Genomic DNA, 14,150 nt, shown 5'->3' on the forward strand with positions numbered 1-14,150 from the left:
CGACCGCGCCGAGGGCCCGCCCACGGGCCTGCCGCAGGGCTACCCGGTGCCACCCCTGCTGCACCCGGTCGAGGTCGGCCAGCATGGCCGGGCCGGCCCCGATCGCGGCGATCTCACCGGCCTGCGCCGTGAGGGTTTCGGCGACGCGGGTTACGTCGGCGCGGGCCGCCCCCAGCGCCGCATTGCCCGCTGACTCGACGCGAAAAGCGATGAGGGACAACGCCGTCACCACCAGACCGAGCACCGCGATGCACAGTCCGACGCGCGCATCGAAGGCCGTCGTGACCGCTGTCGTGATCCCCCAGGCGATGAGTGCCGACAGCCCCGGCACGGTCACGCGGATCTGGGCGCCGACGACGTCGTCGAGGTCGTCCACGACCCCGGTGAGCAGGTCGGCCCGGCCGCGCCGGCCGAGGCGCGCCGGCGTGAGAGGGATCAGCGCGGCATACGTGTCGACACGCCGCTGGGCGAGATCCCGAAGCGCGGCGTCATGGGTGATCAGCCGCTCCCAGTAGCGGAAGGCGGGGCGCGCCATACCGAACGCCCGGACTCCGACGATGGCGACCATCAGGGTGAGGATGACCGGGCGCTCGCTGGCCTTGACGATGAGCCAACCCGAGGTCGCGGTGAGGGCGACACCACTGGCGAGGGCGAGGCCGCCGATGACCCCGGCGGCCACGAGCTGCCGAGTGAGCCGGACGGTGCGCAGATCAGGTGTCATGCGCGCACCTCCTGCGCGACCGACGCGAGGTCGACGTGGGTGGCGGCCTCCGCGACCAGCTCGTCGCGGTGCGTGACGGCGATGACGCAGCGTCGCGTTGCCAGCTCCGCGATGGCGCGGTGCGCGATCGTCGCGCTCGCGTCGTCGAGGTGCGCGGTCGGCTCGTCGAGGAGGATGACGCTCTCGGGGGCGAGCAGCGCGCGGGCCAGCGCCACCCGGGCGCGCTGCCCTGCGGACAGACCGAAACCGTCGTCGCCGACGATGCTGTCGAGGCCCTGGTCGAGACCGGCCACCACGCTCTCCAGGCCGACGGCCCGGATGGCCGCCCGCTGCTCTTCGGCCCCGGATCCGTTGCCCAGGGCGAGGATTCGTGACAGCGGCCCGGTCGGCAGGAAGGGGCGCTGCGTGACCAGATGACACGCCGGCGCGGTGATCGTGCCCGCGTCGGGCCGGCGGAGACCGGCGATGAGTTCGAGGAGGGTCGTCTTGCCGGCGCCCGACGCTCCGGTGATCGCGGTCAGCCCGGGCCCGGCCCGCAACGACACCCCGGTCAACACGGGCCGCCCCGCCCCCGGGTAGGAGTAGGTGACGTCGTCGACGACGATGCGTGCGTCCGGTCCGGGGCTGCGCTGCGGCGGCGCAGGGTCGCCGCTCTCGGCGAAGCTGGTGATCTCCTCGAGGGCGGTGACACCGTCGGCCGCGCTGTGGAACTCCTGCCCGACGCGGCGGATCGGCCAATAGGCTTCCGGCGCAAGGAGGATCGCCACCATCGCGGTGTCCAGCGGCATACTGCCGTGCGCCAGCCGCACCCCGTTGAGCACGGCCACGATCGCGACGGAGATGGTGGCGAGCAGTTCGAGAGCGCCGGTCGACATGAACGCGAGACGCAATGTGCCCATCGTGGCCAGCCGATGGCCGCCGCGATGGTCGTCAGTTGCTTCTCGGCGCGGCCGTAGTTGACCAGTGTCGGCAGGCCGCGGACGACGTCGAGGAAGTACCCCGCGAGATCCGCGAGGGAGCGCCAGCGCCGCTGCGTCTGCTCTGCGGTCGTGCGTCCGATGAGGGCGGCGAAGAGCGGCAGCAACGGCAGGGTGAGCACGACGACCAGCGCACTGGCCCAGTCCACCAAAGCCAGCGTCACGATCGCCGCCAGGGGCACGACGGCGGCGGCGATCAGCGCGGGGAGGTAGCGGGCGACATACGGTTCGACACTCGTGCAGCCGGCGGTCGCGAGCGTCAGCCGCCGGCTCGGGTCCGCCTCGTCCGACGGAGGACGCGACGTCCAGGCGGTGAGCACGTGACGCCGCAGCGACGTCGAGACCCGGGCGCCCGCATGCGCGGCGGCATACTCCGTCACCGCGGCGAGGAGGCCACGCGCGACGAAGAGCACCGCGAGCCACGTCAGCGGACGCGAAAGGTCCGTATGACGTGCGATCGCGACCACCACGCCGGTCAGGGCGAAGGCGGTCGCGATCGTCGCTGCGCCGCCGGCTGCCCCGACCGCCGCGAGGAGCACGAAGGGGCCGCGTGCCTCGGGGACGGTGCGGAACAGCCGGGGGTCGAAAGGCCTCACGCGTTAATGGTCGGACATCAACGCGATTCGGCGTGAATCAGCGGGTCCTGCGCCGCCGGGATGTGCTCGACACGGATGCGCTTGCGGAAGACCCAGTAGGTCCAGCCCTGATAGAGCAGGACGATCGGGGTGAAGATCACGGCGGCGATCGTCATGATCTTCAGCGTGTAGTCGGTGCTGGAGGCGTTCTCGATCGTCAGGCTGTATGCCGGGTCGGTCGAACTCGGCATCACGTCGGGGTAGAGGAGGAAGAAGTAGGTCGCGACGGCCATCGCGATCGTCAGGGCGGTGCCGACGAAGGCCTGCCCCTCCTTGCCCTTGGTGTTGGCGTAGATCGAGAACAGCAGTGCCAGAGCGGCAATCGCCGTCGTCACCCAGGACCAGACCGAACCCTTCTGGATGCCCAGGGCAAGCAGCAGTATGACGGCCAGGGCCGCGGCGGCGAGGCCCGCCTTGGTGGCGAAGGCGCGCGCGTCCGCCCGGATCGGGCCGTCGGTCTTGAGGGCGACGAAGTAGGCACCGTGGGTGAGGAAGAGGGCGACGAACACCAGACCACCGAGCAGCCCGACCGGGTTGAGCAGGGTGAAGAGGGTGCCGGTGTATTCCATGTCCTTGTCGATCGGCACGCCCTTGACCAGGTTGGTCAGGCCGACACCCCACAGCAGCGCGGCGAGGAAGGAACAGACGATGATCGCCTTGTCCCAGCCCGCCTTCCACGCGGCCGAGGCCCGTTTGCCGCGGTAGTCCAAGCCCATGTTGCGCAGGATGAGAGCGACGAGGATGAGGAGCAGGGCGAGGTAGAAGCCGCTGAACAGCGTTGCGTACCAGTGCGGGAAGGCCGCGAAGGTGGCACCGCCGGCGGTGAGCACCCACACCTCGTTGCCGTCCCAGACGGGGCCGATCGTGTTGAGCAGCACACGCTTGCGCTTCTCGGTGTCCTCGGCGTCGCGGCCCTTGCCGAGGATCGGCAGGAGCATCCCGACGCCGAAGTCGAAGCCCTCGAGGACGAAGTAGCCGGTCCACAGGACGGCGATGAGAAGGAACCAGAGCTGTGCGAGATCCATGACTGTCTCCTTTCTCAGTACGCGAACTGCAGTTCGGTGTCGTCGGACATGTCGTCGGGTGTCTTGGGCTGCTCGAAGGGTTCGGCGCCCTTCTTGACGTAGTCGGTGAACAGCTTGACCTCGATGACGGCGAGGACGGCATAGAGCAGGGTGTAGACGATCATCGAGATCCACACCTCGGCCGAGGAGACCTCGGGGGAGACGCCGGTCGCGGTGGTCATCACGCCGTAGACGAGCCACGGCTGGCGGCCGACCTCGGTGAAGATCCAGCCGAAGCTGTTGGCGAAGACCGGCGCGAGCGGGGCCAGGACGGCCAGCCAGACCCACAGCTTGCTGCGCAACTCGGAACGGCCGCCGCGGGTGGCCCACAGCACGGCCGCGGAGAAGAGCATCGTCAGGAATCCGAGGCCCATCATGAACCGGAACGACCAGTAGGTGACCGGGATCATCGGGGTATAGGTGGCGTCCTTGACCAGTTCGGAGCCGCTGCCGTATTCGGCGATCAGCTTCTCCCGCAACGGGTTGATGCCCTCGACGGGCTTGTCGAAGCTTCCGGTCGCCATGAATCCGAGCACGCACGGGACGGTGACGGCGAACTTCTCCTCGGTGCCGTCGCGGGTGCCGATGGTGAAGATGGAGAAGGGCGCGCAGCTATCGGAGTTCTCGTAAAGCGCCTCTGCCGCAGCCATTTTCATCGGCTGCACCTCGGTCATGATCTTGCCCTGGAGGTCACCGGTGAAGATCACGCCGAGGCTGGCGACGAGGGCGACGATTGCGCCGAAGCGGGCGGACTTGCGATAGAGCGGGGTGTCCGCGGCCGGCCGGTTGCGTCGCACGAGCCAGACCGAGACGCCCATGACGACGGCGCCGCCGACCATGTAGGCGGAAGTGATGACGTGCGGGAAGGTCACCAGCTGGACCTTGTTGGTCAGCACGGCAAGGAAGTCGGTCATCTCGGCGCGACCGGACTCGGGGTTGAACCGGTAGCCCACCGGATGCTGCATGAACGAGTTGGCCGACAGGATGAAGTAGGCCGACATCACCGTGCCGAGGTGGACCAGCAGCATCGTCAGGGCGTGCAGCTTCTCGGGCAGCTTGCCCCAGCCGAAGATCCACAGGCCGAGGAAGGTCGACTCGAGGAAGAACGTCAAGAGCGCTTCGAACGCCAGCGGCGCACCGAAGATGTCACCGACGAAGCGGCTGTAATCGGACCAGTTCATCCCGAACTGGAACTCCTGGACGATGCCCGTCACCAGGCCGAGCGCGAAGTTGATCGTGAAGAGCTTGCCGAAGAACTTCGTCAAGCGCAGGTAGTCGGGGTTGTGCGTATTCGCCCACCGGATATGGAAATAGGCGACGATCGCACTCATCCCGATGGTGATCGGGACGAAGAGGAAGTGGTAGACGGTCGTGATGGCGAACTGCCATCGCGCCAGGTCCAGGGCGTCCATCAGTGCTCCGTGGAGGGTGGCAGGTTTCTTCTGACCTACAGACCTTAGATCGGGCGGCGGCGGTCAGTCACTGAGGCGCGCCTCAGCTGGCTCTTGGGCGCGCGGTCAGGGCGTCGCGCCAGGATCGGTGAATACCCGCACGGGTATGCCGTTGAGGACGGCATTGCCGGACACGGAGTCCAGCCGCCCAGGGTCGGTCAGATCGTTATACGACGCTCCCGGAAGGGTTTTCGCGTGGCGGAGCCGGATTCCCGCGTTCGCCGCGTGGCCGTAACCGTGGGGGAGGCACACCACTCCGGGCATGACGTCGTCGCTGATCTGGCACTCGACGCGTATCTCGCCGGTGGCCGATGTGACCTTGGTGACAGCGCCGTCGGTCAGGTCGCGAGCGGCCGCGTCGTCCGGGTGGATCAGCAGCCGGTGCCGGGCCCGGCCGGTCGTCAGCCGTTCGGCGTTGTGCAGCCAGGAATTGTTGTCGCGCTGGGCCCGCCGGCCGATGAGCAGCAGCTCCTCCGGCGCGAGCTGCGGGTCGGAGGAGGCGGCCAGGTGGGCGATGGCGCCGAGCAAGAGGCGCTGATCGAGGTCGATCCGCTTGTCGTCGGTGAGAAGGCGAGCCGGCAGGCGCGGCTCGAGCGGACCGAGGTCCACTCCGCCGGGGGTCTCACCAAGGCTCTTGACCGACAAGCCGGTGCGGAATGCCTTGAGCGCCAAATCGATCTGCTGTTTCGGTGAGGTGCGGAAGCGGGCCTGCGCCTCGACGACGGCCGGCAGGTCCTTGACGGCGTTCAGGGCCCGGGCGGCTGCTCCTATGACACCATCGCCGGTGTCCTCGGCGTGACGCAGGGCGATGATCCGCAGCGCGAGTTCCTTGGCGATCTCCCAGTCGTGGCGCGCGTCGTCGGGCTTGTCGAAGAGGGCCGACGACCAGCGGGCGGTGTTGCGCACCGCGAGCAGATGGAAGACGAGGTCGTAGTGATCGCGCTCGAGCGGGCCGGTCGGGGGGAGGATGACATCGGCATACCGGCTCGTCTCGCCGATGTAGAAGTCGATGGCGACCATGAAGTCGAGTCGTGCGAGAGCCGCACCGAGCGCGTCGCCGGCCGGTGTCGAGGAAACGGGGTTGCCGGCGATACAGACGAGAGTCTTGATCTGACCTGCTCCGTCGGTCGTGATCTCCTCTGCCAGAACGGAAACCGGCAGTTCACCGCCGAATTCCGGCAGGCCCCGCACCCGTGAGGCCCACGCGCCGAGGTGGCCCTTGCCGAGCATCTTCTTGCCGATGAGATCGATCGCCGGCGTGGTGAACATCGTGCCGCCCGGCCGGTCGAGGTTGCCGGTGACGATATTGATGGCCTGACAGGCGAATTGGCAGATGGCGCCATGCGCCTGGGTGGAGACCCCCATCCGGCCGTGGATGGCCGCCGTGCCGCGGGCGAGGTCCCGGGCCAGATCGCGGATGGTGTTCGCCGGCATACCGCTGACGGCCTCGGCTCGCTCCGGGGTGAACGCTGCGACGGCGGCGCTCAGCTCCGCCAGCCCGTCGACATACTGCGCGGGGGCGGTCAGACCCTCGCTGGTGAGCACCTGCAGGATCGCCAGCAGGACGTAAGCGTCGGTGCCCGGACGCACGAAGTGGTGCGCGTCGGCGACCTTGGCCGTCTCGGTGCGGCGCGGGTCGATGACCACCAAACGCCCGCCGCGCGCCTTGAGTTCGCGCAGCCGCCCGGCGAAGTCCGGCACGGTCATGATCGAGCCATTGCTCGCCATCGGGTTGTTGCCGACCAGGACGAGCAGGTCGGTCCGGTCGATGTCCGGCACCGGCAGCAGGAACTGGTGGCCGTAGAGCAGCATAGCGATCAGCTGATGGGGGAGCTGGTCGACGGACGTGGCGCTGAAGGTGTTGCGGGACTTGATGGTTCGCACGAGGCTCACGCCATGGGTCAGGGCGCCGAGGCTGTGCACATTGGGGTTGCCCTGATAGACGGCGACGGCGTCGGGGCCGTGTGCCTTCTGGGTCGCGACGATCTTCTCGGCGACCAGGTCGAAGGCCTCGTCCCAACCGATCGGCTCCCATGTGGCGTCGGCGCCCGGCTCCCCGACCCGGTGCACCGGCGTGCGCAGCCGGTCTGGGTCGGTGTGAATGTCTTGCAGCGCAATGGCTTTCGGGCAAATGTGCCCCCGTGACAGCGGATCGGCCTCGTGGCCGCGGATGCTGACCACGGCCGGGCCGTCGGTCACGACCTCCAGGCCGCAGCTGGCTTCACACAGGACGCAGGTGATGTAGCGGGTCTGCTTCGTCGCGTCGCTCACCCGCCCAGTGTGCCAGCGCCTCGGTGGCGTGTCCGCCGCGGGCGAACACATACCGGGCCCACGGCAAAGGATCGGCTGGCACCATGGCGGGCATGGACCCGTTCGCGGCATATACCGATCACCGGCTCACCCGCCCCGACGGGCGGGTGGTCGCCTGGACTCAATGGGGTGAGCCAGGCGGTATGCCGTTGCTCCGGGTCCCCGGCACGCCCGGCTGCCGCTGGGCGGTCCGTGCGGACACGACTCCGTGGGCCGAACGCGGGCTGCGGGTGATCACGACCGAACGGCCGGGGTTCGGCGCCTCGACCCCGCTGCCGGGACGCGGTTTCCTCGAGCACGCCGACGATCTGGCGGCCATCCTCGACCATCTCGGCATCGCCCAGGTGCACATGATCGGTGGCAGCGGGTCCGCACCCCACGAGCTGGCCTTCGCTCAGCAATATCCCGACCGGGTGCGGGCCGCCACGATCCTTGTCGGCGCAGCTCCCTTGGAGGAGAACGAGATCGACAGCATGATCCCGCTCAACCAGCAGTCCCACCGCCTGTGCCGGGCGGGTGATCGGGAAGGGGAGGCCGCCCTGCTCGGCCCCGTGCGCAAGGCAATCCTCGCAGACCCCTTGGCCGCCTTCCGCGGGATCATGGAGCACGCGCCCGCCGACGACCAGGCCGTCATGCGAGACCCGGACTGGCAGGCGGTCTTCGGCCGCGCCCAGACCGAGGCGCTCGGCGCCACCCTGGACGGCTGGCTGGATGAGTCGATGGCGATGAGCCAGAAGTGGGAGGAGATCGTGCCGGAGGCCATCACAACGTCGATCACCTGGCAGCACGCCGCCGCCGACGCCAACTGCCCCCAATCGGCCGCCCGGCGCCTGGTCGACCGGCTCCCCAACGGCCGCTTCATCGCCTGGCCCGACGACGTCGGCCACCTCTACGGCTACCACCACGAGCCCGAGATCCTCGACGAGTTGCTCGCCCGCGCCTGACGCCCCAGCGCACCGGACGACGGGTGGGCGGCATACGACCCGCCGACCGTCATACCTGGCGAGGTACGGTCAGCGGTGCGCGATGATCAGGTGGCGGGTGGAACGGGCGACGAAGGGTTCACCGGAGCGCGGGCCCTGCGCCGGACGCACGACGACGTCGGCCGATGCCCGCCCGATGTCCGACGTGGTCAAGGGGCCTATGTTGGGTGGTATGACGCGACGCGAACTCCACGTGGTGCCCGTCCCGGGACCGGGAGCCGAGGACGTGCTTATCGGGCACGACGGCACGGCATACACCGGGTGCGGCGACGGCGCGATCTACGCGGTGCGGGCCGACGGCGGCGAACCGTGGCGGGTCGGCGCCACCGGGGGCCGGCCACTCGGCCTCGAATGGCTGCCCGAGGGCCGCATCCTGATCTGCGACGCGCACCGCGGCCTCCTGGACATGGCCCTCGACAGCGGGGAGGTGCGGGTCCTCGCCGACCGGGTCGACGGCATACCGATGCGCTTCTGCAACAACGCCGCCGTCAGTGACGACGGCACGATCTGGTTCACCGACTCCTCGACGAAGTGGGGCATCGAGGAGTGGAAGTCGGACCTGATCGACGACACCTGCACCGGCCGGCTGCTCAAACTCCTCCCCGGCGGGCAGCCCGAGGTGGTGCTCGACGGGCTCAGCTTCGCCAATGGCGTTGCGCTGGCGTCGGATCAGTCGTGCGTCGTCGTCGCCGAGACAGGTCACCGGCGGCTGCGCCGCTACTACCGCACCGGTCCGCTGGCCGGCAACGCCGACGTCTTCGCCGCGGACCTGCCCGCTCACCCCGACAACATCGCGGGAGGCTCCGACGGCCTGATCTGGGTCACCTACGCCTCCCCGGCGGACGCCACCCTCGCCCGCCTGCAGAAGTCGCCGAAGGCGATCCGCACGGTTGTCCGGCGGCTGCCGGAGCGGCTCAAGCCGACGCCGCAGCGGACGGTGCGGGTCGCGGCATACGACGACCTGGGCCAGGTGGTCCACGACGTCGAGACCGACGCAACCCACTGGCACATGGCCACCGGTGTGCGCGAACACGACGGCCGGGTCTGGCTGGGCAGCCTTGTCGAACCCGCGCTCGCCTGGTTCGACTTGGCTTGAGCTCGACGTCCGCCGGCCTGTCTCGGAACGGCGGGCTCACCGCACTTCGTCGTCGACGTAGGCGGGAGCGGCGAGCTTCACCGAGGCCCAGGACAGCGGTATGCCGGTGGCCGCCAGCACGATCAGCACCAACCGCCAGTCGCCGGTCGCCGCGTGCAGCAGGCCGACGAGGACCGGGCCGATCGCGGCAAGGAGGTAGCCGACCGGCTGCACGAAGCCCGACACCTGGGCCGTCACGGCGGGTGTGCGGGTGCGGGCGGTGATGAGCGCGATCGCCGTCGGGAAGGCAAAGCCGGAGAGGGCCAGCAGTGTCGACCACATCCAGGGGAGCGTGGCCGGGGCCAGGAGCAGGCCGGCATAGCCGGCGATCAGCGAGATGCCGAAGGTGGCGAAGATCGCGCGGAGGTGGTGTCCGCGCGCGATGATGCTCGGCATCGCCAAAGCCCCGAGGAGACCGATGCCGGAGATGGACGACATGAGCGCCCCGGCATACCCGGCGGACAGGCCCGCGTCGCGGTAGATCTGGGGGAGCCAGCCGAACTGCACATACGCATGCATCGACTGGATACCGAACATCAGCGTCAATGCGACGGTGGTGGGGGATGCGAGCAGTCCGAGGTTCGGCGCAACCATCGGCCGGCGGTGATCGTCGGGCAGATTGTGTTCCCGCAAAGCCAGATACGCCCAGAACGGGATCGCTGCCAGGATCGCCCAGCCCCACAGGCGCAGCGAGGGTCGCCACCCGCCGAGCGCGTCGGCAGCCGGTGCGGCGAACGCGGCGCCGAGGGCTCCGCCGACCATCAGCCCGGTGCCGTAGATCGTCTGCAGCAGCACCTGCCCGCGCTCGTGGGTCTTGATCCACGCGGGCACGAGGACGTTGCCGAGCGCCATACCGCCGAGAGCGATCACGCTGAGCCCCAGGAAGATCCACTCGTTGCCGGTACCGGCGCGCAGGATCAGCCCGAGCGCCGCGGCGGCCAGGCCGATGGTGATGCCGCCGGTCGTCCCGACCTTGCGCGCGAGCGTCACCGCGACCATGCCGACCAGCCCGAAGCACAGTCCGGGCAACCCGGTGAAGACGCCGGCCAGCCCCGACGACATGTCCAGCCCGGCGCGGATCTCCTCGAGCAGCGGCCCGGGCGAGGACGCGCCGGGCCGCAGGTTGAGCGAGACGAGCACGATGGCGACCAGGCCGAGCGCCAGCCCGCTCGGCACCCGCCGCTCAGTCATCTCGCGGCTCAGTATCCGACGGATCAGGCACGCCGGATGCCATCGACGAAGTCGGCGACCAGCCGGATGTAGGCCGCCCGCTCCTGGAAGTAGCCGCCGCAGTGATCGGCGCCCTCGAAGACCTTCAGGTGCTTCGGCTCGCCGGCGGCGGCGAAGAGCCGGTGCGCGTGCTCCAGCGGTATGACGCGGTCCTGATCCCCGTGCATCAGCAGGATCGGCCGGGGCGCCAGCCTGTCGATCACCTCGATCGGGGCGACCTGGTGGAAGCCGTAGCCGTAGCGCCAGCGGGTGGCCCGGTCCGTGAGCCACACCAGTGGCACCGCGGGGAGCCGCAACCTCGTGACGGCGTTGGCGATCACCCCGTGCATGTCGGCGAACGGCGAGTCGAGGACGAGCCCCCGCACGCGCGGATCGTCTGCTGCCACAAGGATGCTCACCGATGCACCCATGCTGAACCCGACGAGGACGAGAGCGGCGTCCGGGCGGCGGGCCACGGCATACTCGATGGCGGCCCGCAGGTCGGCCTGCTCGTAGTGCGCCAGCGACTGCGGGCCGTCGTCGGAGTCGCCGTTGCCGCGGAAGTCGAACAGCAGCACCGAGTTTCCGGCCCGCCACAGTCCGGGCCCGATGCCGAGCATGTCGGACTTGTTGCCGCGGTGACCGTGGCTGACGATGACGACGCGCTCGCTGCCCGGCCGGTCGAGCCACCACCCGGATAGGCGCGTCCCGTCGTCCGCGGCGAAGGTGACATCCTCGCTCGGGACGCCAACCTCGAAGGTGCTGAAGCGATAGTCCGGCCAGGGGCGCCGGGGCCCGCTGATCATGCGGGCGCCGGCGAGCGCCCCAGCAGCTGCGCCCGCGCCGGCCGCCACGAGCAGACCGGCGGCCCCGACCTGATGGCGACGCGTCATAGACCTCACGACGGTTCTTTGCTTCGCCGCGGTGCCTCGCGAGGACCCCGAGAGCTTCGGCATCCGGCTAGTCCTCGTATCCCGTCGGATTGGACGACTGCCAGCGCCAGGTGTCGGCGCACATGTCGTCGATGGTTTTGACTGTGCGCCAACCCAATTCGTCATTAGCACGGGCGGGGTCAGCCCAGGAGCGCGGCTGGTCACCGGCGCGCCGCGGACCGATCTCGTAAGGCAGCTCCCGGCCCACCGCGCGCTCGAAGGCGTGCACCATCTCCAGCACGCTTGTGCCCTGGCCGGTGCCGAGATTCCACACGGACACCGCCTTCTCGGATGTGGCGAGCGTGTTGAGCGCGGCCACGTGGCCGGCCGCGAGGTCCTCGACGTGGATGTAGTCGCGCTCGCAGGTGCCGTCGGCGGTGGGGTAGTCGTCGCCGAAGACGACGAGCTTGTCGCGCCGGCCCACGGCCACCTGCGCGATGAACGGCATGAGGTTGTTGGGGATGCCCTGGGGGTCCTCGCCGATCGTGCCCGACGGATGCGCGCCGACGGGGTTGAAATAGCGCAGGATGCCGATGCGCAGGCTCGGGTCCGCAGCGGCGACATCGGTGAGGACGTGCTCGATCATCACCTTGGTCCGGCCGTAGGGCGAACTCGCCTGCAGCGGAGCGTAATCCTCGCGATAGGGCAGCGGCGCCTCCTCACCGTAGACGGTCGCGGAGGAGGAGAAGACGAGCATCTTGACCCCGTGCCGGCGCATCGCACGCACGAGCGAGAAGGTCGTGCCGAGGTTGTTCTCGTAGTACTCCAACGGGATCTCGGCGCTCTCGCCGACGGCTTTCAGGCCGGCGAAGTGGATGACGGCGTCGAAGGGCTCGTCCGCGAAGAGCCGCTCCGTCTTGTCGCGGTCGGTCAGGTCGAAGGCGTGCACCGGGATCGCCTCGCCCGTGAGGGCCTCGAGGCGCCCGATCACCGCGGGTTTGCTGTTGGCGAAGCTGTCGACGATCACCACGTCGTGGCCGGCGGCGATGAGCTGGACGACCGTGTGGGAGCCGATGTAGCCGGCGCCACCGGAGACGAGAACGCGCATGAGGCCACGCTATGCGGTCGGCCCGCTGCGGCCGAATCCGCCGACTGGGTCAGCCGCGAGCGCCCCACCTTGTCAGCCGGCGGTGCGCTCGGCCTGGCGGGCGCGATAGGCCGCGACAGCGTTGCGGTTGCCACAGGCGGTGGAGCAGAACCGGCGCGACCGGTTGCGTGACAGGTCGAGCACGATCCCGGTGCAGGTGTCATCGGCACAGACTCCGAACCGGCCCAGTTCGCCGGCCCGGATGACGTCGATCATGGCCATGGCCGTCTCGGCGATCATCCGGTCGACCAGCGGCGCATCGCTCGCGATGGCGTGAATGTGCCAGTCGAAGCCCTGATGGCGCGTCAGCTGTGGCAGGGCGCGCGCCTCGGCGAGCATCGAGTTGACCATAGCGACCGCCTCGTCCTCCGAGGCGAGCAGGAGCGCGCGCAACCGCGGCCGCAGGGCGCGCACTTCATCCAGTTCGGCCTGGGTGCCCCGCCGCGTGCCGGTGTACTCCCAGCGGTCGTAGAAGTCGTCCAACGCGGCAATGGAGTCCAGCGTGTCCGGCGCCAGCGCAGAGTTGGCCAGGGCAACGGCAGCGCCCAGAGCCATCTGCGTGTCATGACCGAATTTCACTTTGACATATTACCGCTGACATCGGTACCGTCATGCGTCATGCCAGCCGTGACCGATGACGTGGCGGCCGTGCAGGGGGCGTCCGCCACTTCATCGACCATGGGTGCCGGCCTGCTTTTCGCGGTCGGCGGCGCGCTCAGCTTCGCCTTGTCGGGTCCGATCGCCCGGGGCCTGCTCGACACCGGCTGGAACGCCGTGGCTGTCGTGCTGATCCGGATGGGCCTGGCGGCGCTCGTGCTCCTGCCCTTCGGACTGCGTGCACTGCGCGCCGACTGGCAGGTGCTCGCCCGCACCTGGCGCACGATCACTGCATACGGCCTGCTCGCCGTAGCCGGTGCCCAGTTCTGCTATTTCTCCGCGGTCGCGCGGATGGATGTCGGGCCCGCCCTGCTGATCGAATACACCGCTCCGGCCGCCGTGGTCCTCTGGCTCTGGCTGCGCGGGGGCCAGCGCCCCGGTCTGGTGACCATCGCGGGAGCGATGGTGGCCGCAGTGGGCCTGGTGTTCGTGCTCGACCTCCTCTCCGGCGGCGCCCGGGTCGACCCGATCGGGGTCTTGTGGTCACTCGGCGCCATGATCGGCGCCGCCGCCTTCTTCATCATGTCGGCCGACACCGACAACGGCCTCCCGCCGCTCTCACTCGCCGCCGGCGGCCTGCTCGTCGGCGCGCTCGCCCTCGCGCTTCTGGCCGCCACCGGCGTCCTCCCCGTGGCCTACGCCGGCGCGTCGGCCACCTATGCCGGCCACGAATTCCCCTGGTGGGCACCGCTGCTCGCGCTGGGCGTCGTCACCGCCGCCACGGCATACGTGCTCGGCATCGTCGCCACCCGCATCCTCGGCTCGCGCCTGGCCTCGTTCGTCGCGCTGAGTGAGGTCGTGGCCGCCGTCATCTTCGCCTGGGTCCTCCTCGGCCAACTCCCGAGCCGTATGCAGTTGCTCGGCGGCGTCCTCATCCTCGCCGGCGTCGTCCTGGTCAAGCTGGGCGAGCCGCGCCCTCTCGGCCCCGAACTGGAACTCGACGTCGCCTGAGCCGTATCTTGTGCGCCGGGGACTCGCGCAAGAAGGAC

At 69.6% G+C, this 14,150-nt stretch carries 12 protein-coding genes and 2 pseudogenes; 3 read left to right on the forward strand and 11 right to left on the reverse strand.

Annotated elements, in window-relative coordinates:
• The 6 genes and pseudogenes from BN11_RS23275 to BN11_RS00290 all read right to left on the reverse strand — a co-directional run.
• Positions 1 to 721: pseudogene (locus BN11_RS23275) on the reverse strand (thiol reductant ABC exporter subunit CydC); the annotation flags it as partial.
• Entirely contained in the window at positions 718 to 1,620 is a 903-nt protein-coding gene (locus BN11_RS24880; RefSeq protein WP_235435309.1) for an ATP-binding cassette domain-containing protein, read from the reverse strand. The gene BN11_RS24880 and the pseudogene BN11_RS23275, both read right to left, overlap by 4 nt.
• 77 nt (positions 1,621 to 1,697) lie before the next feature.
• Positions 1,698 to 2,294, reverse strand: a pseudogene (locus tag BN11_RS24885) (ABC transporter transmembrane domain-containing protein); the annotation flags it as partial.
• 17 nt (positions 2,295 to 2,311) lie between these two features.
• The gene (cydB, locus tag BN11_RS00280) at positions 2,312 to 3,358 is read right to left on the reverse strand and encodes a cytochrome d ubiquinol oxidase subunit II (RefSeq protein ID WP_048692953.1); all 1,047 of its coding nucleotides are present in this window, start codon (positions 3,356 to 3,358) and stop codon (positions 2,312 to 2,314) included.
• Positions 3,359 to 3,372: 14 nt separating this feature from the next.
• Positions 3,373 to 4,809, reverse strand: a complete 1,437-nt coding sequence (locus BN11_RS00285; protein ID WP_048692957.1) for a cytochrome ubiquinol oxidase subunit I — start codon at positions 4,807 to 4,809, stop codon at positions 3,373 to 3,375.
• Positions 4,810 to 4,914: 105 nt separating this feature from the next.
• Positions 4,915 to 7,119 (reverse strand): molybdopterin-dependent oxidoreductase, encoded by a 2,205-nt coding sequence (locus tag BN11_RS00290; RefSeq protein ID WP_048692961.1) that lies wholly within the window; start codon positions 7,117 to 7,119, stop codon positions 4,915 to 4,917.
• Positions 7,120 to 7,202: 83 nt separating this feature from the next.
• Between BN11_RS00290 and BN11_RS00295 the strand changes: the two genes are divergently transcribed.
• Positions 7,203 to 8,102, forward strand: a complete 900-nt coding sequence (locus tag BN11_RS00295; protein ID WP_048692964.1) for an alpha/beta hydrolase — start codon at positions 7,203 to 7,205, stop codon at positions 8,100 to 8,102.
• A 69-nt stretch (positions 8,103 to 8,171) separates the two neighbouring features.
• On the opposite strand, the gene BN11_RS25535 is transcribed toward BN11_RS00295, so the two are convergent.
• On the reverse strand, positions 8,172 to 8,294 hold the full coding sequence (locus BN11_RS25535) for a hypothetical protein (protein ID WP_268807061.1): 123 nt from the start codon (positions 8,292 to 8,294) through the stop codon (positions 8,172 to 8,174).
• Positions 8,295 to 8,313: 19 nt separating this feature from the next.
• Here BN11_RS25535 and BN11_RS00300 point away from each other — a divergent pair, with 19 nt between their 5' ends.
• The gene (locus BN11_RS00300; RefSeq protein WP_048692967.1) at positions 8,314 to 9,237 is read left to right on the forward strand and encodes an SMP-30/gluconolactonase/LRE family protein; all 924 of its coding nucleotides are present in this window, start codon (positions 8,314 to 8,316) and stop codon (positions 9,235 to 9,237) included.
• A gap of 36 nt (positions 9,238 to 9,273) precedes the next feature.
• On the opposite strand, the gene BN11_RS00305 is transcribed toward BN11_RS00300, so the two are convergent.
• The 4 genes from BN11_RS00305 to BN11_RS00320 form a co-directional block, all read right to left on the reverse strand.
• Positions 9,274 to 10,467 (reverse strand): MFS transporter, encoded by a 1,194-nt coding sequence (locus BN11_RS00305; RefSeq protein ID WP_048692971.1) that lies wholly within the window; start codon positions 10,465 to 10,467, stop codon positions 9,274 to 9,276.
• Positions 10,468 to 10,490: 23 nt separating this feature from the next.
• Positions 10,491 to 11,378: an alpha/beta hydrolase gene (locus BN11_RS00310; RefSeq protein ID WP_048692974.1), complete on the reverse strand. Its 888-nt coding sequence runs from the start codon at positions 11,376 to 11,378 to the stop codon at positions 10,491 to 10,493.
• Positions 11,379 to 11,445: 67 nt separating this feature from the next.
• Entirely contained in the window at positions 11,446 to 12,465 is a 1,020-nt protein-coding gene (galE, locus tag BN11_RS00315; RefSeq protein WP_048692977.1) for a UDP-glucose 4-epimerase GalE, read from the reverse strand.
• A gap of 72 nt (positions 12,466 to 12,537) precedes the next feature.
• Complete coding sequence (locus BN11_RS00320; RefSeq protein WP_048692980.1) at positions 12,538 to 13,083, reverse strand: CGNR zinc finger domain-containing protein; 546 nt, start codon at positions 13,081 to 13,083, stop codon at positions 12,538 to 12,540.
• A gap of 39 nt (positions 13,084 to 13,122) precedes the next feature.
• Between BN11_RS00320 and BN11_RS00325 the strand changes: the two genes are divergently transcribed.
• A complete protein-coding gene (locus BN11_RS00325; protein ID WP_048692982.1) occupies positions 13,123 to 14,112 on the forward strand; it encodes an EamA family transporter in 990 nt (329 codons plus the stop codon).
• The last annotated feature ends 38 nt before the right edge of the window (positions 14,113 to 14,150 follow it).

The organism is Nostocoides australiense Ben110 (assembly GCF_001050535.1).
Lineage (GTDB): Bacteria > Actinomycetota > Actinomycetes > Actinomycetales > Dermatophilaceae > Nostocoides_A > Nostocoides_A australiense.